The 17,323-nt window shown below is 62.0% G+C and carries 17 protein-coding genes; 3 read left to right on the forward strand and 14 right to left on the reverse strand.

The window, feature by feature from the left end; genetic code table 11:
• Positions 1 to 13: 13 nt before the first annotated feature.
• The 4 genes from ACEN84_RS17300 to ACEN84_RS17315 all read right to left on the reverse strand — a co-directional run bounded on the left by ACEN84_RS17300 (position 14) and on the right by ACEN84_RS17315 (position 3,980).
• Complete coding sequence (locus ACEN84_RS17300) at positions 14 to 2,002, reverse strand: bifunctional 2',3'-cyclic-nucleotide 2'-phosphodiesterase/3'-nucleotidase (protein ID WP_413709356.1); 1,989 nt, start codon at positions 2,000 to 2,002, stop codon at positions 14 to 16.
• Between the two features lie 141 nt (positions 2,003 to 2,143).
• Positions 2,144 to 2,479: a PilZ domain-containing protein gene (locus tag ACEN84_RS17305; RefSeq protein WP_112711541.1), complete on the reverse strand. Its 336-nt coding sequence runs from the start codon at positions 2,477 to 2,479 to the stop codon at positions 2,144 to 2,146.
• A gap of 85 nt (positions 2,480 to 2,564) precedes the next feature.
• Positions 2,565 to 3,446 carry a DMT family transporter gene (locus ACEN84_RS17310; RefSeq protein ID WP_413709357.1) on the reverse strand — a complete coding sequence of 294 codons (882 nt, stop codon included), beginning with the start codon at positions 3,444 to 3,446 and terminating at the stop codon, positions 2,565 to 2,567.
• Positions 3,447 to 3,518: 72 nt separating this feature from the next.
• Positions 3,519 to 3,980: an Lrp/AsnC family transcriptional regulator gene (locus ACEN84_RS17315; protein WP_413709358.1), complete on the reverse strand. Its 462-nt coding sequence runs from the start codon at positions 3,978 to 3,980 to the stop codon at positions 3,519 to 3,521.
• A gap of 157 nt (positions 3,981 to 4,137) precedes the next feature.
• Between ACEN84_RS17315 and ald the strand changes: the two genes are divergently transcribed.
• On the forward strand, positions 4,138 to 5,256 hold the full coding sequence (ald, locus tag ACEN84_RS17320; protein WP_112711543.1) for an alanine dehydrogenase: 1,119 nt from the start codon (positions 4,138 to 4,140) through the stop codon (positions 5,254 to 5,256).
• 16 nt (positions 5,257 to 5,272) lie between these two features.
• On the opposite strand, the gene ACEN84_RS17325 is transcribed toward ald, so the two are convergent.
• From ACEN84_RS17325 to ACEN84_RS17345, 5 genes are all read right to left on the reverse strand, one after another.
• On the reverse strand, positions 5,273 to 5,773 hold the full coding sequence (locus ACEN84_RS17325; RefSeq protein ID WP_413709359.1) for a DUF1203 domain-containing protein: 501 nt from the start codon (positions 5,771 to 5,773) through the stop codon (positions 5,273 to 5,275).
• Positions 5,774 to 5,844: 71 nt separating this feature from the next.
• Entirely contained in the window at positions 5,845 to 6,405 is a 561-nt protein-coding gene (locus ACEN84_RS17330) for a GNAT family N-acetyltransferase (protein ID WP_413709360.1), read from the reverse strand.
• A gap of 5 nt (positions 6,406 to 6,410) precedes the next feature.
• A complete protein-coding gene (gene sseA / locus ACEN84_RS17335) occupies positions 6,411 to 7,280 on the reverse strand; it encodes a 3-mercaptopyruvate sulfurtransferase (RefSeq protein WP_413709361.1) in 870 nt (289 codons plus the stop codon).
• A gap of 43 nt (positions 7,281 to 7,323) precedes the next feature.
• The gene (locus ACEN84_RS17340; RefSeq protein ID WP_130278465.1) at positions 7,324 to 8,061 is read right to left on the reverse strand and encodes an alanyl-tRNA editing protein; all 738 of its coding nucleotides are present in this window, start codon (positions 8,059 to 8,061) and stop codon (positions 7,324 to 7,326) included.
• Between the two features lie 6 nt (positions 8,062 to 8,067).
• A complete protein-coding gene (locus ACEN84_RS17345; protein WP_413709362.1) occupies positions 8,068 to 9,108 on the reverse strand; it encodes a cysteine synthase A in 1,041 nt (346 codons plus the stop codon).
• Positions 9,109 to 9,326: 218 nt separating this feature from the next.
• Between ACEN84_RS17345 and ACEN84_RS17350 the strand changes: the two genes are divergently transcribed.
• Together ACEN84_RS17350 and ACEN84_RS17355 are read left to right on the forward strand one after the other, a co-directional pair.
• Positions 9,327 to 9,977 (forward strand): ChrR family anti-sigma-E factor, encoded by a 651-nt coding sequence (locus ACEN84_RS17350; protein WP_413709363.1) that lies wholly within the window; start codon positions 9,327 to 9,329, stop codon positions 9,975 to 9,977.
• A gap of 100 nt (positions 9,978 to 10,077) precedes the next feature.
• On the forward strand, positions 10,078 to 10,914 hold the full coding sequence (locus tag ACEN84_RS17355; RefSeq protein ID WP_130278464.1) for an SDR family NAD(P)-dependent oxidoreductase: 837 nt from the start codon (positions 10,078 to 10,080) through the stop codon (positions 10,912 to 10,914).
• Here ACEN84_RS17355 and ACEN84_RS17360 read toward each other — a convergent pair whose 3' ends face one another.
• The 5 genes from ACEN84_RS17360 to ACEN84_RS17380 all read right to left on the reverse strand — a co-directional run bounded on the left by ACEN84_RS17360 (position 10,915) and on the right by ACEN84_RS17380 (position 17,243).
• On the reverse strand, positions 10,915 to 12,222 hold the full coding sequence (locus ACEN84_RS17360; RefSeq protein ID WP_413709364.1) for an MFS transporter: 1,308 nt from the start codon (positions 12,220 to 12,222) through the stop codon (positions 10,915 to 10,917).
• A gap of 36 nt (positions 12,223 to 12,258) precedes the next feature.
• Positions 12,259 to 13,518, reverse strand: coding sequence for an SAM-dependent methyltransferase (locus ACEN84_RS17365; protein ID WP_112711550.1), 1,260 nt, complete (start codon positions 13,516 to 13,518; stop codon positions 12,259 to 12,261).
• 79 nt (positions 13,519 to 13,597) lie between these two features.
• Positions 13,598 to 14,446 (reverse strand): DUF1365 domain-containing protein, encoded by an 849-nt coding sequence (locus ACEN84_RS17370; protein ID WP_413711321.1) that lies wholly within the window; start codon positions 14,444 to 14,446, stop codon positions 13,598 to 13,600.
• 2 nt (positions 14,447 to 14,448) lie between these two features.
• Entirely contained in the window at positions 14,449 to 15,795 is a 1,347-nt protein-coding gene (locus ACEN84_RS17375; RefSeq protein ID WP_203428993.1) for an NAD(P)/FAD-dependent oxidoreductase, read from the reverse strand.
• The gene (locus tag ACEN84_RS17380; protein ID WP_413709365.1) at positions 15,792 to 17,243 is read right to left on the reverse strand and encodes a cryptochrome/photolyase family protein; all 1,452 of its coding nucleotides are present in this window, start codon (positions 17,241 to 17,243) and stop codon (positions 15,792 to 15,794) included. Before ACEN84_RS17380 ends, ACEN84_RS17375 begins: the two co-directional genes overlap by 4 nt.
• Positions 17,244 to 17,323: the final 80 nt, after the last annotated feature.

The raw sequence follows: 17,323 nt of genomic DNA on the forward strand, positions 1-17,323 counted from the left end.
TGTCGATCAAATCTCAGAGCACCAGCCGGAACTTGGCAAAGCCTTCAGCAGCGTCGCCGGCTTCCTCGATCTTGGCGCCCTTGACGTCGGCCATGAACTGTTTGGCCTTCGGTCCGCTTTCGAAGACGGCCGTGGTGCCGGGCAGGGGCTTGAAGGTCCAGTTACCGTCGGCAGACGGGTTGATCGTGCCCTGGTCGTGGATGAAGCGGACAATGACGTCGCGGTTCGTATCCGGCGCCTGGAACACCACCTTGTCGGCAGCGATGTCAGGGAAATGACCGCCACCGCCGGCGCGATAGTTGTTGGTCACCACCACGAATTTCTGCTTCGGATCGATCGGCTTGCCCTCGAATTGCAGGTTCTGGATGCGGTTCGACGCCTCGTTCACCGCCTTGCCGTCATTGTCGTATTTGCGCGGCTGCGACAGGTCGATCTGGTAGGTGACGCCATCGATGACATCGAAATTGTAGGACGGGAATTCGTTGTTCAGCAGCGGAGCGTCCTTGGAGCCCGGCTTCACCTCGTTGAACATCCCGGCCGACATTTCGAGCCAGTTCTTCACCTGCTCGCCATTGATGACGACGGCCTGCACGGTGTTCGGATAGAGATAGAGGTCGGCGACATTCTTGATCGCCACGTCGCCCGCGGGAACGTCAGTGTAATAGTCCGCACCGCCGCGGCCGCCGGCTTTGAACGGGGCTGCCGCCGAAAGAACCGGCAGATCCTTGAACTCGGTATCGGCGAGCATCTGCTTGATGTACCAGGTCTGCGCCTGGCTAACGATCTGCACAGAGGGGTCGTCGGCGACGAGTGAGAAGTAGGAATAGAGCGGCGCCGATGTCTTGCCGACGGGCGTGCGGACATAGGCGAGCGTTGCCTCATGCTCGGCCTTGGCCGCTTCGACGACTTCCTTCTTGTCGGGAACGTCGGCGATCACCTTCTTCTTGTCGTCGCGGTGATAGATCGGCCGCGCCTCGGCGGTGAAATCGACGATCTTCCAGCTCTTGCCGTCTTTCTCCAGCAACAGGTCGATCAGGCCGAGATGCGAGCCCCAGAAGCCGGCCATCACAGTCGGCTTGCCATGCAGCGTACCCTTGACCGGATCGGCATTCGCAATCCCGTCCCAGGTCTTGGGGCCGGGGAAGACCAGATGCTGGTGGCCGGTAAAGATCGCATCGATGCCGTCGATCCCCGCGAGATAGAGCGAGGCGTTTTCCATCTTCTCTGATGGTGCCGCGCCGTCGATGCCGGAATGGGAGAGGGCGATGACGATATCCGCGCCTTCTTCCTTCATGGCGGGTACCCAGGCCTTGGCAGCCTCGACGATATCGCGCGTCTGCGCCTTGCCTTCGAGGTTCTTGATGTCCCAGAGCATGATCTGCGGCGGCACGAAGCCGATGAAGCCGATCTTGACCGGGCTCTCGTTGCCGGCGCCGTCCTTGATCTGCTTTTCGACGATCATGTAGGGCTTGAAGAACAGGTCGTCCTTCTTGGGATCGGCGGCAAGCTGCCCCTTCGTCAGGTTGGCGCAGACGAACGGGAAGTTTGCGCCGCCGAGCACCTTGAACATGAAATCGAGGCCGTAGTTGAACTCGTGATTCCCGAGCGTGCCGACCGTGTAACCGAGCGTGTTCATCGCCTTGATAACAGGGTGGACGTCGCCATCCTTCATACCGTGCTGATAGGCCATGTAGTCGCCCATCGGGTTGCCCTGCAGCACGTCGCCATTATCGATCAGCAGCGAATTGGCGGCTTCGGCGCGGATCGAATCGATGATCGTCGCGGTGCGCGAGAGGCCCATCGTGTCGTTCGGCTTGTCGGCGTAATAGTCGTAGGGAAAGACGTTGACGTGGATATCGGTCGTTTCCATCAGCCGGAGATGCGCCTGGTTGGCGGCAGCGCGGGCGGTGAAGGGATGAAGCAGGACGAGGGCCGAGGTGGCAGCGATTCCGCTCAGCAGAGACCTGCGGCTGATCGGGTGCAAATCGAGAATGGAAGACATCAAAACACTCCTTCAAAAATCACGCAACGCCCAGCCCGGGGTCGAACGTAGAATGATTTGCACGGGAGTGCATCCGTAAAATGACAGTGGGCGCGCCCGTTCTGTCGAGCGCGCCCACGGCCGTTCAACTCTCTGTGTCGTCTAGCGCGCCAGCACCGGCTTCACGTCTCTGTGGAAGAAACGGAAGTAGGAGGCGACCTGGGCGCGGGCGTTGGAATTCGGGTCGAAGTGGATGCCGAGGCGGCCGTTGTGGCTCCAGCGGATGATGCCTTCGAGCGAACCGAGATCCTCGGCTTCGATGCGCACGCGGCTGCCGGATGCGGCGGCAACCGGTGTCCTGAGATCGACGGCGATGCCTGTCGTCGACAGGTTGACGATACGGGCGTCGATCTCCTGGTTCAGGTAACGCAGCTTGCCGAAGAGTCGGCAATACTTGCGCTCCGACTTGCGGGTGATGATGTTGAGATTGCGTTGCATGCAGGGTCTCCGAAAATATACTGCAGAGACCGTAGCAACGAAAAATTGAAATCCGTTTAGACTGTTCGATAAAATTGCGCCAAATCTAATGCGCCATTGTCGCCTGCCGAGAGACGACATGCTCGCGCCAGATGGTGAAAATCCCGGCCGCCACGACGATGACGGAGCCGATCACCGTATTGAGGCTGAGGCTCTCGCCGAAGATGGTGACGCCGAGGATCGAGGCATAGACGAGCTGCAGGTAGGTGAGCGGCTGAACGGCTGCTGCATCCAGCATGTCATAGGCGCGGATCAGGCAATAATGGCTGGAGATGCTGGTCATGCAAACCAGCGCCATCCAGCCCCAGTCGCCGGGCGACATCCATGTCCAGTAGAACGGGCCGATCAGCGTCATGGTGATGCCGCCGACGACGCCGGTATAGAAGAAGCTGGTCATAGATGAATCGTCGCGGGAGACGAGGCGCGTGGCGATCACATAGAATGCGAAGATGAAGCAGGAGACGATGGCGAGCAGCAGCTTCAGATCGAAGAATTCGCCCTCCGGCTTCAGGATCAGCAGCACGCCGAAAAGCCCGGCGCCGATCGCTGTCCAGCGCCGCCATCCCACACGCTCGCCGAGGATCGGCATCGACAGCAGCGCAATGACGATCGGCGTTGCCGCAAAGATCGCCTGTGAATGCGCGAGCCCGATGACCGCGAAACAGGTGATGGCGAGCACCACCTGAACGGCGAGCAGGATGCCGCGCGTCACCTGCAGAAGCGGCCGCTTGGTTTTCGCCGTCTGCCGGATGCCGCCGCGCATCTTCGACGCGAGAAGAATGGTGAACAGAGCGAAGGCCCAGTAGCGGATCATCGTCACGAAGATCGGCGGATAGAGGCCGCCGAGATGCTTGGAGATCGCATCCTGCGTCGAGAAGATCGTCAGCGCCAGAAGGACGAAGATATAGCCTTGCGTCTTGGATTTCATGTCTTGCCGTCAGGCGGAGGGAGCATCCGCATCGTCAAAGCTTGGTCAGGATTCCCGGTCCTTTGCAAGGTCTCAGAAGCCGACATTCGGCCGATCGAAGATTTCGCGCAGCGCAAAGCTGGAATTGATCTTCACCACATGCGGCAGCGCCGAAAGCCAGTCGCGATGGATCCGCTCGTAGTCTTCGAGATCGCGCGCCGCGACCCGCAGGATATAGTCGTATTCGCCCGACATCAGGTAGCAGACCAGCACGTTCGGGCAGCGCTTCACCGCCGCCTCGAATTCCGACAGCGTCTTGGCGAATTGCCCTGAAAGCGAGATGTGGACGATGGCGATCATCTTGTATTCGAGCACTTTGTTGGAAAGGCGCGCGTGATAGCCGGCAATTGCGCCGTTCTTCTCCAGGATGTCGAGACGCCGCGAGCAGGCTGAAGCCGAGAGGCCGACCTTGTTGGCAAGCTCGGCGTTGGTGATCCGGGCGTTTGCTTGAAGTGCTCTCAGAATCGCAAGATCGATACCGTCGAGTTCAGACATTCGAAGAACCTTCGATTTGGTTTGATCAAACCGCACAATCTTCGAAAAATAGCTTTCAGGCAATGCCTCTTTGCAAGGACATTTCGTGGCGGCGGTGGTTGGATTTGTCCATTGAAAACGTCCCGCGCCAAGTGGGCATATATGAGAGGAACGCAGTATGCGTGTCGGTTGCCCGAAGGAAATCAAGAACCATGAATATCGTGTCGGTCTGACACCCGCTTCGGTTCGTGAATATGTCGCCCATGGCCACGAGGTCTGGGTCGAAACCAAGGCAGGCGCCGGCATTGGTGCCGATGACGCCGCCTATATCGCCGCTGGCGCAAAGATTGCCGCCTCCGCCAAGGATATCTTCGAGAAGTGCGATATGATCGTGAAGGTCAAGGAGCCGCAGCCCTCCGAATGGGCGCAGCTTCGCGATGGCCAGCTTCTCTACACCTATCTCCACCTCGCTCCGGATCCGGAACAGACCAAGGGCCTGCTCGCCTCCGGCGTCACCGCGATCGCCTATGAAACCGTAACCGACGAGCGCGGCGGCCTGCCGCTGTTGGCACCGATGTCGGAAGTTGCCGGCCGCCTGTCGATCCAGGCCGGTGCAACTGCGCTGCAGAAGGCCAATGGCGGCCTCGGCATCCTGCTCGGTGGCGTCCCCGGCGTTCTGCCGGCCAAGGTCGCGATCATCGGCGGTGGCGTCGTCGGTCTTCATGCCGCCAAAATGGCTGCCGGTCTCGGCGCCGATGTCAGCATCCTCGATCGCTCGCTGCCGCGTCTGCGCCAGCTCGACGATATCTTCGGCGGCCGGGTCCACACCCGCTATTCCAGCATCCAGGCGCTGGAAGAAGAAGTTTTCACTGCCGATCTCGTCATCGGCGCCGTGCTGATCCCGGGCGCTGCTGCGCCGAAGCTCGTCACCCGCGAAATGCTCTCGGGCATGAAGAAGGGCGCCGTCATCGTCGACGTCGCGATCGACCAGGGCGGCTGCTTCGAGACCTCGCATGCGACGACGCATTCCGAGCCGACCTACGAAGTCGACGGCATCGTCCACTATTGCGTCGCCAACATGCCGGGCGCCGTTCCGGTCACCTCGGCCCATGCGCTGAATAACGCCACGCTCGTCCACGGCCTGGCGCTCGCCGACCGCGGCCTGCGCGCCATTGCCGAAGACAAGCACCTGCGCAACGGCCTGAACGTCCACAAGGGCCGCGTTACCTACAAGCCGGTCGCTGAAGCGCTGGGCTATGAAGCCTACGCACCGGAAAGTGTACTTAACGTGGCGTAATTCCCATCGCGTTACGTTAGATGAAGGCGCCGGATTCCTTGTAATCCGGCGCCTTTTCTATGCGGCACTGGAAGCAGTTGTTGCGTGCCGAGCGAACATGCACATAGGCAATGTCGCCCCTTGCGAGCAGGCCACCGGCGTAAGCGGCAATCTCCGGCGTCGGCGTGACGGCGCCGGTGCCGTAGACGATGCGGTTGTTCTCGCCATAGCCGCGCACGATGTAATCGGAACTGCTCAGCGCAGGCGGCGCAATTTCTTCGGCTGCATAGCGCGCGCAGCGCTGCTTGTGCAGGAAGATCGGCCCGGTCTCGGCATAGGGCTGCATCTCCGGGAAGGGACGATAGGCAAAGACCAGCAGCTCTTCGCCCGCATCGATATTCCCAAGGCAGTGACGGCAGGGATGACCCGGCCCATCGGAAACCATCGTCTCCGGCAGGAAGCCATAGGAATCGCTGCCGCCATTCCAGAGATGGTCGGCGTCGGCAGTCGGCATTGCTGAAAAACGGATATCGGTCATGGCGGTCTCCTCTTGGGTTCCGCCATGAAATGCGCCGATCGGGCGGCCGAAACCACCCGATTCCTGCGGGCTCAGCTCTTGCGCGCGATCTCCAGCAATTCCTTGTCGCTCAGCGGCCGGACGATGCCGGCACCGGTCGAAACCGGCGAGAAGCCGAACATCTGGTAGAGCTGCAGGGCGCGCGGATGGTCGAGATTGTTGGTGGTGGTCAGCACGCGCTTCGGGTTCAGCGTCCAGATCGCGTAGAGCGCCTGCAGCAGGAACCATTTGCCGATGCCGAGGCCGAGGGCGTGCTCGATCAGGCCGAAATGCGACAGCTCGATCGTGTCCTCGTCCTGACAGAAATATTCGTAGAAGCCGGCCGGCGCGCCGTTGACATAGAGCACGCTGATATTGTTGCGCTTGTCGTGCAGCGCCGCTGTCAGTTCCTCGTCGCTCATCCGCAGGCGGTCGACCCATTGCCAGCGTGCGCCCACCTGCCGGTAGAGATGGCGGTAGAAGGGCAGCGGGATCTCGCTGGTGCGCATGATCGCCGTCTGGATGTTGACCGGCATCGGCAGGCTGCTCTTAGGCGGCGCCGTCATTTCGAGGCGGGTGATGTGGGCCGTCAGCGACGCGGGAGATTTCGCCATGCCGCTCAAACCTTGATCGGATCGGCAGGGCCGGTGACGACAGGCGTGTCGTCTCGGCTGCCCCACTCGCTCCACGAGCCGTCATAGAGCTTGTTGTCGCTGTGCCCGAGTGACTCGAGCGCCAGCGTGATGATGGCGGCGGTGATGCCGGAGCCGCAGGAGGTGACGACGGGCTTCGAAAGGTCGATGCCCGCATCCTCGATCGTCTGCTTCAGCTCAGGCAGCGATTTGAAACGGCCCTGCGTGGCGAAGGAGCCCGACGGCAGGCTGCGGGCGCCCGGCATATGGCCGGAGCGCATGCCGGCGCGGGGCTCGGGCTCGGTTGCCGCGAAACGGCCGGCACTGCGGGCATCGGCGATCTGCAGCGCGCCGCTCGAAACGATGTCGCGCATCCGCTCGAGTGTCACCACGCGGGCTTCGTCATAATTCGTCTTGAAGGTCGCGGCCGCGTAGGCGGGCGTTGCCGTTTCCAGCGCACGGCCCTCGGCCTTCCAGCCATCCAGGCCGCCGTCGAGCACGAAGACGTTCTTGGCACCCATCACCCGGAACAGCCACCAGACCCGCGGCGAGGCGAACATGCCGATGCCGTCATAGACGACGATCCGTTCGTTTTCGCTGATGCCGAGCTTGCCCACTTCGGCGGCGAATTGATCGGGCGAGGGAATAGTGTGCGGCAGGTTGGTGGAGTGGTCGGCGATCTTGTCCTGATCGAAACGGATTGCGCCCGGGATATGCCCCGCGGCATATTCGGCGTCCGCATCGCGCTTCTGCGCCGGGAGATAGAAGGAGGCGTCGAGGACGCGCAGATCCGGCTTTCCGAGTTCGCCCTGCAGCCAGTCGGCCGAAACCACGAAGCGGCTTTTCTCGTCACTCATTCCAATCTCCCTAGAATACACGGTCGCAGTCACGGGGACTGCCTTATGCCTCGTCGCCGGGAGCGCCGAAGCGAATGCGGAAGCGGCGGTTTTCCTTGCCCTTCTTCTCGATTTTGGCGATGTGAATCTCACCGACTTCCTGCGTTTCGGACACATGTGTCCCGCCGCAGGGTTGGCTGTCAATTGAAGAGTTCTCGCCGATGCAGACGAGGCTGACGCGCCCGAGGCCCATCGGCGGGCGGACGTTCTTCGACTTGACGATGCCGGGGTTGGCCGCAAGCTCTTCGTCCGTGATCCATTGCAGGTAGACGGGATGGTTCTGGCTCACCAGTTCCATCATCTTCGCCGTCACTTCGTCCTTGTCGATCGTCTCGCTCATGTCGAAATCGACCCGGCTCTCGTCCTCGCCGACGGCGGCACCGGTGATCGGGTAGGAGCAGACGACGGAGAGCAGGTGGCAGGCGGTGTGCATGCGCATCAGCTTGTAACGGCGCGGCCAGTCGACATGCAGCACCAGTTTCTCGCCGACATCGGGACGCGGCTCGCCCTCGAGCGGCACATGGATGACGATATCCTTGGTGGCGCCGTGCTTGGTCTGCCCCAGCGCTATCTTCGAGCCATCGGCGCGTTCCAGGAAGCCGGTATCGCCCGGCTGCCCGCCTGATGTTGCATAGAAGCAGGTCTGATCCAGCTCGATGCCCCCGTCTTCGTGAACGGCGGTGACGACCGCCTCGCATGTCGAAAGGTAGAAGTCGTCACGATAGAGGGCATTGACTGGCATCGGGTCTCACGCTGCAGGTTCGTAGGGTATCTTGAGGTCGCTGGACGACTTGATGAAGGAGGGGACCGGCAGGCCCTTGGACTTCAGGAAATCGGCATTGAAAAGCTTCGACTGGTAGCGGTTGCCATAGTCGCAGAGGATCGTCACCACGGTGTGACCCGGGCCGAGATCTTTCGCGAGATGCACCGCGCCGGCAATGTTGATGGCGCTGGAGCCGCCGAGGCAGAGGCCTTCGTGCTCGACCATGTCGAAGACGTAGGGCAGGGCTTCCGCATCGCTGATCTGATAGGCGAAGTCGGGCGCAAAGCCCTCGAGATTGGCGGTGATGCGGCCCTGGCCGATGCCTTCGGTGATCGAGTTGCCGGAGGATTTCAGTTCGCCGTTCTTGTAGAATTCGTAGAGGGCCGCACCTTCGGGATCGGCAAGCCCGATCTTGATGTCCTTGCTGAAGCCCTTGAGGCCGGCCGCCACACCGGCGAGCGTCCCGCCGGAGCCGACGGCGCAGATGAAGCCGTCGATCTTGCCGTCGGTATCGCGCCAGATTTCCTTGGCGGTGGTCTCGATATGCGCCTGGCGGTTGGCGACATTGTCGAACTGGTTGGCCCAGATCGCGCCGTTCGGCTCGCTCTTCGCCAGCTGTTCGGCCAGACGCCCGGAGACCTTGATGTAATTGTTCGGGTTCTTGTAGGGAACGGCAGGCACTTCGACGAGCTCGGCGCCGAGCAGCCTCAGCGCGTCCTTCTTTTCCTGGCTCTGCGTCTCAGGAATGACGATGACGGTGCGGTAGCCGAGCGCCTTGGCGACTACGGTGAGGCCGATGCCGGTATTGCCGGCGGTGCCTTCGACGATGACGCCGCCCGGTTTCAGCAGGCCCTTCTTTTCCGCATCGCGGATGATGTAGAGCGCGGCGCGATCCTTCACCGACTGGCCGGGATTGAGGAATTCCGCCTTGCCGAGAATGGTGCAGCCGGTCGCTTCGGAAGCGCCCTTGAGCTTGATGAGCGGGGTGTTGCCGATCGCCTCGATCACGGAGGGGTAGAAGGTCATGGAATCTGCCTCTTTGGAGCTCTTACTGTAAGAACGGTCTTTTCCCTTCACAAGGCAGGGTTGGCAAGAAATGCTATTCCACGCCTTTGCCCGCGCCGGTAAAATTAGTCTTCGTCTTGAGGAAGTCCCGCAGTCCGCCCAAAAGTGGCAGGTGATCCGAAGATTGACTTTCGGCGTATGCACGACGACAAAGCAAACGCGGAACGCAGGAAAAAGGCGTGGCCGAATCCGACATGGTTCACGAGCATATCGACACGGTCGATGCATTGATGGCGCATTATGTCGCCGGTTCTTTACCTGAACCGGCGCGGGTTCTCGTGCAATCTCATCTTGAAATTAAGCCGGATAACCGTGCCCTGGTCCAGGATCTGGAACTGCTGGCAGGTGAAGCGCTCGAGGATACGGCGGGCACGCCGATAACCGGCCGCGACGAACGCCTCGCCGCGATCTTCGCTTCGAGCGCGCCGGCAGGCGCGACAAAGGATAAGCAACAAGGCGTCTTTCCGCGCCCGATTCGCGATCTCGTCGGCTTCGACGCCGATACGGTGCCGTGGAAGACGAAGCTGCCGGGCTTCAAGGAATATTCGGTCGATATCGACGGCTGCGAGGTCAGCCTGATGTGGATCCGGCCGGGCCGTGCGTTGCCGGCACATACCCACAAGGGCATGGAGCTGATTCTGATCCTCGACGGCGCCTTCGTAGACGAGCGCGGCCGTTTCGGCCCGGGTGACATTTCCGTCGCCGACGAGACCCTCAACCACCGGCCGGTCGCCGAAAAGGACCGTCCCTGCATCGCTTTCTCGGTGCTTGATGCGCCGATCAAGCTCACCGGTTCCTTCCGCCAGCTGATCGGCGACCTGATCGGCTGAAAGCAGCCACATTAGCGTGATAGAGGCTTGAATCCGGGAGGCAGTGAGGAACTTCCGGACATGGTTTCGTGTTGAATCTGAAGTCCCGGAGGATTGCATCATGCGCGATTTCATTGCTCGCCCCGAACACGGCATCGTCTGGATTACCGGTGCAAGCTCGGGAATCGGGCGCGCGCTGGCGCTGAAGCTCGCAGGCGAGGGCTACAAGGTCGCCGTGACCGCGCGGGATCATGAAAAACTCGCCGACCTCCAGGCCGAGGCGAACGGTCTTTCCGGCAGCATCATCGTGCTCGACGGCGATGTGACCGACCCCGAAGACATGGAACATGCCTTTGCCTCGATCGAATACGAGCACGGCGCTCTCGCCATGGCGATTTTCAATGCCGGCGTCTACCTGCCCGTCCATGCCGAAGATCTCAATCGCGACGATTTCGAGAAGACCTTTGCCGTCAACCTGTCTGGCGTCGTCAACTGTCTGGTCCCCGCCGTCCGCCACATGAAGGCTAAGGGGCAGGGACAGATCGCCATCGTCTCCTCCGTCACCGGATATGGTGGCCTGCCGACGAGTGCAGCCTACGGTGCCAGCAAGGCGGCGCTCATCAACATGGCCGAGAGCCTGAAATTCGATCTCGACAAGATGGGCATCCGCATCCAGGTCATCTGCCCCGGCTTCGTCGATACGCCGGCGACACAGAAGAACGAATTCCCGATGCCGTCGCTGATTTCGGTCGATGAAGCCGCCAGCGAAATCGCGGCCGGACTCAAGTCGCAATCCTTTGAGATCAGCTTCCCGAAGCGCTTCACCTATCAGCTGAAGCTGCTGCGTATGCTGCCCTACAGCCTGTATTTCTGGCTGCTGAACCGCTCGACGGGATGGCGCGAACGGCCGCTCGTCAAGCATGGTCACCATCCGGCGACACCGCATCCCGCGGAGTGATCAGCGGCTCTCGATGCGCAGGCGCAGTTCCCGGTGCTTCGCCTCGTTGAGCGGGAAATTCCACATCAGGGCGACGGCCGCGAGTTTCAGCGCAATCGGTAGCCAGGCGTAGATGACCGCAAGTGCCGTCAGCGCTTCGGGCGCGTTGCCGGTGCCTTTCGCGGCATCGAAGCCGAAGGCGGCGAGAACAGGAAAGACCAGCCCGACCCCGGCCGCAAGCGACGCCTTGGTCGCCAGCCCCCAGGCCGCGAAATAGAGCCCGCTGCGCTGCTCACCAGAATTGGCGGTATCCTCATCGATGACATCGGCCTGCATTGCCGGCGGCAGCGACAGGTCGAAACCGAGCATCAATCCTGTGAGCACGCAGATAGAGGCGAAGGCATAGATCGCGCCGGGCTGCAGAAGCGGTGCAGCGGCAAAGACCGCGCAAGCCGCGATCATTGCCAGGCACCATGCGCGATGCTTGCCAAGGCGCTTTGCGGTCAGCGCCGCGAGCGGCACGCCGGCGATACCGGAGAGGAAATAAAGAAACAGCAGCGGTCCGCGAGCCTCCGGCATGCCAAGCCTGTCGGAGACGAAATAGAGAAACAGCGTTGCCGGTATGCCGTTGGCAAAACCATTCAGGAAATAGGCGGCGAGCAGGCGGACGAACGGCCGGTTCGCCGCGAGATAGCCAAGCCCTTTGCGTAGTCCGACGATCGCGGCCGTATGCTCCGCCGGTTCAGGTACCTTGGCGACCGCTAGTGCGCCCGTGAGCGGCAGGGCAATGGCAACGATGACGCCGAGCACGGCAAGGCCCGAAAGCCCGCCCGCCGGATCAAGCCCGATCGCGAAGGGCACGACGATGGCGATCAGCGTGCCCACCAGCGTCGTTCCCTCCCGAAGTGCTGCCAGCGAGGTGCGCCCGGCATAGTCGCTGACGAGCTCTGCACCCCAGGCGGAATAGGGAACGGTCGCCAGCGTGAAGCCGAGGGAGAGAACACAGCCCCAGAGCCCAAGCCAGAGCACGCCCGCGCCCGCAGGCGGCGCGTAGAGCGCCAGCGCCGATATAGCGGCCACCGGCAATGCCAGTGCAAAGAAGAAGCGTCTGCGCCCCATTTTCGGCCTGTACCGATCGGCAATCACCCCGATTGCTGGATCGCAGACGGCATCGAAAATCCTGACCAGCAGCAGCGTCAATCCGACAGCCGCCAGCGGCAGGCCGAGCGTCTCGGTGTAATAGGTGGGAACGACGGCATAGAGCGGCAGGCCGAGGGCTGCGAGCGGGGCGGCGGGAAGAGCGTAGGCGAGGCGGGTGCCTGGTGTCACATTCTCGCTCTGCCGCGGCTTTCCCATCCGCTACCGTCAGCTGCGCGAGAAGACGACCTGGCGGACGTCGATATTCTTCGCCCGGAAACCCGCCTCGCAATAGAAGAGATAGAATTCCCACAGCCGCTTGAAGCGATCGTCGAAGCCGAGCGGCCGCACGCGCTCCCAGACGTTCCAGAAGCGCTCGCGCCATTCGGCGAGTGTACGGGCATAATCGAGCCCGAAGCCGAAATCCTTGACTATCGACAGTTCGACCTTGCGCCCGAGCTCGGCGAGATGATCCGGCGTCGGCAGCATGCCGCCGGGGAAGACATATTTCTGGATGAAGTCAGGATTGCTGCGATACTGGTCGAAGGCCTCGGGCTTGATGGTGATGATCTGCAGCCCGGCCTTGCCGCCCGGCTTCAGGCATTCGCGCAGCTTGGAGAAATAGGCCGGCCAGTATTTCTCGCCGACCGCCTCGAACATCTCGATCGAGACGATCCGGTCGTACAGGCCCTTCTCGTCGCGGTAATCCTGAAAGCGCAGATCGACGCGGTCGGAAAGACCGGCCTTTCGGATGCGCTCCTGCGCGAAGGCCAGCTGCTCGCGGCTGATCGTCAGCCCGGTCACCTTGCAGCGCATTTCGCTCGCCGCAAATTCGGCGAACCCGCCCCAGCCACAGCCGATCTCCAGCACATGGTCGCCCGGCCGGATGCCGGTCGCTTCGGCGAGCGCCCGGTATTTGGCATTCTGCGCCGACTGCAGATCGTTTGCGCCGGTGGAATAGAGCGCCGACGAATAGGTCATCGTCGGGTCCAGCCACTGCTTGTAGAAATCGTTGCCGAGATCGTAGTGCGCCGAGATATTGCGCTTCGAGCCCTTGCGGGTATTGGCATTCATCCAGTGGCGGACGCGCTCGACGACGCGCATGATGCCCTGCTTGCCGTTGAAATGCCTGTCCGCCGATTCACTGTTGATCAGGAAAAGCTCGAGGAAAGCCGTGATATCGGGGCTCTGCCAGTCGCCATCCATATAGGTTTCGGCAACGCCGATCGTTCCGCTGTTCATCGCCCGGCTGGCGAGGTTCCAGTTGTTAAGCCTCACGGCCGCCTGCGGTCCCTCGACGCTGCCCTTGATCAGGGCCTTGCGTCCATCGGGAAGTTCAATCGCCAGCGCGCCATGCTGCATCTGCAGAAGACCGCGGAGCGCCAGCTTCGCCTTGAGCGGCAACCCCTTCGTGAAGCGCCCGACATTCTCGGCCGTCAGCGCCACCGCGCCGCGGGCAAAGGAATTCCAGTCTTCTGCAGTCATGATCGGCTCCTCCAGCCTCTTAGCCGGTTAAGGACAGCGATTGCATGAGCCAGCCCCCCGGCATTTGTAGAGAACGCTAATGTCATTCAGCAGCTTCTGCAATATGCCGCGGACGGCGCACACTCACCGGTGGCGGGGGAGCCGGGCGGGAGATGTATTTGGCACCCTTGATCCAGAGCTTCAGCGCCTCCCAATGGATGCCGGCGACGATCTTGAAGGTCAGGAACGGGATGCGCGCCGTCAGCCGCGCCAGCGCCCGGCTCGTGACCGGCATCTGCGCCCCCGAGAAGGTTGCGGCAAGAAGCGGCCCGTCTGCATCCGTCTCCAGAATGCGCCAGCGGATCTCGTTGCCGGGCGGCAGCATGCGGAAGTGATAATCCATGTCCATGCCGATGAAGGGCGAGACATGGAAAAGCTTGCCGCAGCTCTGGCGCAGGCCGCTGTCCGTCAGTTCGCCTGGTTCCACCGGGCAGACATAGGTGTGCCGCTCGCCGAAGGTATTGCGCACTTCGTAGATGAGAGCGATCAGATCATCGGCTCCGTCATAGGCGTAATAGACGGAGAGCGGGTTGAAGACGTGGCCGAGGATGCGCGGATAGCAGACGAGCAGGATGCGCGCCGCGCGTTTCGCAAGCCCGGCATCCACGAGAAGCCCGTCGGCGTAGGCACGCAACGCGACAGCAGCATCGCCGGTGTGATCGGCCTCCTGAAAGGAGATCAGGTTGCGGCCATTGACCGAGAACAGCGGCGAGAGACCGTCAGCCTCATCGAGACGATCGAGATCTACCATCACCGAGTAGACGCTGTAGCGGAACCGGTGGCCGAACGGCTTCATCCGCTGGTGCATGACATGGCCGCAATAGAGCACGGCAGGCGCGTCGGGTGGCGGACCGTTCCGCTCCATGCTGGCACCAGAACTCTGCGGCCGCATCGTCACGCAACGGCCTCCAGAAGAGGGGCGCGGGAGGAGGCTCCGGTAGTCCGCCAGGGAATGACCCCGCCCAGAGCCTCTGCCGCCGCCAGGCCGGATACGAGCCCATCCTCATGGAACCCGTAGCCGGTCCAGGCGCCCGCAAAATAGCAATTGTTCTTGCCCTGGATTGCCGCGATCTCCTGCTGCGCCTTCATGCCATCGGCGGAGAATTGCGGGTGCTCGTAGCTGAACTCGGCAAAGACCTTGGAAGGATCGGGCTCGCGGTCCGGGTTGAGCGTCACGAACAGCGGCAGTTTTTGGTCGATCCCTTGTAGACGGTTCATCCAGTAGCTGACGGCGACACCGGCCCGGCCATCCTCCTGGCTGGAGCGCAGGTAGTTCCAGGAGGCCCAGACCTTCTGCCGCTTCGGCATCAATGCCGTGTCGCGATGCAGCACGACACGGTTCGGCTGGTAGGGAACCGCGGCGAGCAGCCGCTTTTCCCGGTCGCTGGCATCGACGAGCATCCGCGCCGTCTGGTCGCTATGCGAGGCGAAGATCACCTTGTCGAAATGCTGCTCGTTGCCGCTCTCGTCGATGACGGTCGCGCCATTGGCATGCCGCATCACCCCGCGCACGCCGCAGGAGAGCTTCAGGCGGCTTCCGAGCGGCGCCAGCAGCTTTTCGAGATAGTTGCGGCTGCCGCCGGTCACCGTGCGCCACTGATGCTGCTTGCTGTAGATCAGGCGGTGATTGTCGAAGAAATTGACGAAATGCTCTGCCGGGAATTGCAGCATCCGCTGCGACGGCGTCGACCAGATCGCTGCCGCCATCGGCACCAGATAATTGTTGGTGAACCCCGGCGAGAAACCGCGCCAGTCGAGATAGTCGCCGATCGAGCGCGAGGCGAGGTGGCCGGCCGCCCGGTCTTCGAGGCAGGTCCGGTTGAAGCGCAGGATCTCGCGGATCATCAGCAGGAAGGAGGGACGCAGCAGGTTGCGCTTCTGGGCAAAGAGCGAGGAGAGCCCGCAGCCGCTCCATTCCAGCCGCCCCTGATCGAGCGACAGTGAGAAGCTCATGTCGCTCGCGTGGGTCGCGACATCGAGTTCGGCAAACAGCGCCGTCAGGTTCGGATAGCAATGTTCGTTGTAGACAATGAAGCCCGTGTCGACCGGGACACGCTGTCCGTCATAGTCGATATCGACCGTCGCCGTGTGCCCGCCGGGCAGGCTGCTCTTTTCGAACAGCGTGACGTCATGCACCGGGTTCAGCGCCCAGGCAGCCGATGCCCCCGATATTCCCGAGCCGATGACGGCGATCTTCAAGCGGCTTTCGGGCGGCCGGGCGAGATGAAAATGCGCGTTCATGCAGCGTCCTTTATGGCGTTGTAGGCCTTCAGCGCCCGGTCGCGGGCCTTGGCGTGATCGACGATCGGTTTCGGGTAGGTCTCGCCGAGCACGATGCCGGCCTTTTCAAGCACGGCCGCCGGCGCCTCGAAGGGGCGGTGGATATATTTGTTGTCGAGCTTTGCGAGCTCCGGGACGAACTCCCGCACATAATCTCCGTCGCAGTCGAACTTCTCGCCCTGGAGGATCGGGTTGAAGATCCGGAAGAAGGGCGAGGCATCGGCGCCCGATCCCGCCACCCATTGCCAGTTGGCGGCATTGCTTGCCGGATCGGCATCGACGAGCGTGTCGCGGAACCATTTCTCGCCGCGGCGCCAGTCGATCATCAGGTCCTTGATCAGGAACGAGCCGGTGATCATTCTGACACGATTGTGCATGATCCCGTGACGCCAGAGCTGGCGCATGCCGGCATCGACGATCGGGTAGCCGGTCAGGCCACGCGTCCAGGCTTTGAAATGTCCCTTGTCATTATGCCATTCGAAGCCGTCGAAACGGTCGTTCCAGTTGGCATAGGGAAGCTTCGGGAAATGGAAGAGCAGGTGGTAGCAGAACTCGCGCCAGGCAAGCTCCTTGCGGAAATGCACGAGATCGTCTGACGGCACCCGCTTGGAGAGACCGCGCGTCGCCTCCCATATCCGTGCCGGCGAGATTTCGCCGAGTGCCAGATGCGGCGAGAGCATCGAGGTCGCGGCAACCGACGGGAAATCGCGATCCTTCTTGTAGCCGTTCAGCCGCTCGTCCACGAAATCCTGCAGTTTCTCCAGCGCCGCATCTTCGCCCGGCGTCCAGATATCGCTGAATTCCGATGCCCAGTCGGGCTTGACCGGCAGCAGCTTCCAGGAGGCGAGGGGCTCCGAATGCGGCCAGTGGCTGGGGAAGGAGAATTTCTTCGGTGCATCGAGCGGATGCGGCGGCTCGCCCGAGCCTTCGAGTGCCCGCCAGAACGGCGTGTAGACGCGATAGGGCGTACCGCCGCCGGTCTTCAGCTTCGACGGCTCATGCAGCAACTGTCCCGCAAAGCTGCGCGCCTCGACCGCCTGCCGCTCCAGTTCGTGCTTGATCCTCATATCGACGGCAATGCCCGGCGGATCGTAGCGCCGGTTCCAGAGCACGGTCTCCGCGCCGCTGGATTTGACCAGCGCCTGGAGCACCTCCAGCGCATTTCCTGTGATCAGCACCAACTTGCCGTGGTGCTTGTGCAGCGAGGTCTCCAACGCCTCAAGCGAATGGTGCAGCCACCATGCCTGGGCCGAACCCAAAGGCCCGTTGCCCGACGTTTCAGGCTCGCGGATATAAAGGGGGATAATCGGGCGGCCGGAGGCGCAGGCTTCGTGCAGCGCGTGATTGTCGTCGAGACGCAAATCCTTGCGAAACCAGAGAATAACCGGTTTTTCCGCTGCCTTCGCCAATGCTTTCGTTCCCTGTCCCGTTCTTTTGGTCTGCTACGTATCTACGGTAGGCTTGGATCAAAAGTTTCAGTTGGGAAGAC

Origin of the sequence: Rhizobium sp. Rhizsp82, assembly GCF_047325115.1 — a bacterium.
In the GTDB taxonomy this organism is placed as follows: Bacteria; Pseudomonadota; Alphaproteobacteria; order Rhizobiales; family Rhizobiaceae; genus Rhizobium.